Origin of the sequence: Paenalicyclobacillus macrosporangiidus (genome assembly GCF_900116805.1) — a bacterium.
Classification (GTDB): domain Bacteria; phylum Bacillota; class Bacilli; order Alicyclobacillales; family Alicyclobacillaceae; genus Alicyclobacillus_H; species Alicyclobacillus_H macrosporangiidus.
The window spans coordinates 1-1,489 of record NZ_FPBV01000082.1 but is presented as its reverse complement, the minus strand read 5'-3'; the positions used below and the strand labels follow the sequence as shown (position 1 = coordinate 1,489).

Annotated in this window: 3 protein-coding genes; all 3 read left to right on the top strand. The window is 54.5% G+C overall.

What is annotated here, in order from left to right:
• The first annotated feature begins 71 nt into the window (after positions 1 to 71).
• Genes BM357_RS18750 through BM357_RS18745 form a run of 3 tightly spaced genes read left to right on the top strand, consistent with a single transcriptional unit; the run spans position 72 to position 1,342 of the window.
• On the top strand, positions 72 to 407 hold the full coding sequence (locus tag BM357_RS18750) for a transposase (protein ID WP_074956925.1): 336 nt from the start codon (positions 72 to 74) through the stop codon (positions 405 to 407).
• 49 nt (positions 408 to 456) lie between these two features.
• Positions 457 to 789: an IS3 family transposase gene (locus BM357_RS20865; RefSeq protein WP_139234819.1), complete on the top strand. Its 333-nt coding sequence runs from the start codon at positions 457 to 459 to the stop codon at positions 787 to 789.
• A 43-nt stretch (positions 790 to 832) separates the two neighbouring features.
• Positions 833 to 1,342: an integrase core domain-containing protein gene (locus BM357_RS18745; protein WP_083430699.1), complete on the top strand. Its 510-nt coding sequence runs from the start codon at positions 833 to 835 to the stop codon at positions 1,340 to 1,342.
• Positions 1,343 to 1,489: the final 147 nt, after the last annotated feature.

The window sequence follows — 1,489 nt, the reverse complement described above, 5'->3', positions numbered from 1 at the left end:
CTCTTAAGCCCCGAAATTGGATTGGACAATCTCCCTAATCCATGAGACCATCCGGTCAGGAGGTTGTTCAAGTGGAGCGTCGGAAATTTACTCCAGAGTCCAAGCGTCAGGTCGTCGAACAGGCCATCGCCGCCGGCAACAATTCCATTGTTGCCCGGAAGTACAACATCCGGCCGAATCTTGTCAGCCGGTGGGTTCGTCAGTATAAGGCTGGCCAATCCATGCAGGGCAGCAGTCCGAAAGGAAACGCCACCCACGTGACCCAGCAGGAACACGCCCAGCTCGTGGCGGAGAACCGTGAGTTAGATAAACAGAATGCCCATCTCAAGCAGCTTTTAGGTGAAAAAGACCTTGAAATTTCCATTTTGCGTGACCTGATAAAAAATCCAACCCTCACTTGCGGATAAAGTAGCCATTGCGCACAAGTGGATCACAGCCGGGTATAGAGCTACTCTCGTGCTGCGCATAGTGGGGGTCTCTCGATCCACTTATTATTACCAATTGACCCACGAGCCAAAGCCACATACCACCTCTGGTGGTCGGCCCATTCCTGGATATTCATTGACTGTAGACGGGCGCAAGGTCAGTGATGAGCAGATCAAGGAATGGATTATGGAATTCATTGCTTGTGATGGATATGCATATGGGTATCGGAAGCTGACCCACATGCTCCGGCAAGAGCATGGGCTCGTGATTAACGAGAAGAAGGTGTACCGTCTGTGTAAGGAACTGGGTATCCTGCGCCCACAACGGAAAATCCACCCGAGACATCCGAGAAAACTGGCATAGAACCGCACCATCACGGCGCCAAACCAGCTCTGGGGGGGTCGATGTGAAGTACGGATACATCGCAGGAGAGGACCGCTTCTTCTTTGTTCTGTCCTACATCGACGTGTACGACAGGCAGATTGTGGGATACCATATCGGTCTTACCTGTGAAGCCAGGCATGCCGTTGAGACTTTTCGGACGGCCCTGTGGAATCGTCGGATTCTTCAGTCTGATGCACCGATGCCGGTCATCCGTTCGGACAATGGACCTCAGTTTGTGAGCCACTTGTTCGAGGCGGAGTGTGAGCACTGGAGCGTCCTGCACGAGCGTATACCGCCCAAGACGCCGAACATGAACGCCCACATTGAAGCGTACCACAGGCTGCTCCAAGACGAGTGTTTGTCAATGTACGAGTTCGAGAGCTACGCCGAAGCGTACAAGGCGGTCGTGGAATTTGTCGACAGGTACAACAACCGCCGGCTGCACTCAAGCTTACATTACCTGGCGCCGGCAGAGTTCTACCGCCGCCATATCGAAACAGGGCTCGAGCCCAAACGCCCCGTGAGGGTGTGACGCACGTCAGTGCGTATCCAGGGCCTTTGCCCGTAACTGCCCCCAAGCCAGAGGGAGGAGGAGCGGTCAAGGGGAACCGTAGGTTCAGCGACAGCGGCCCTTGACGGGCCGACGACCGATGGCAATTTATAGACGAGGGCAAAGGCC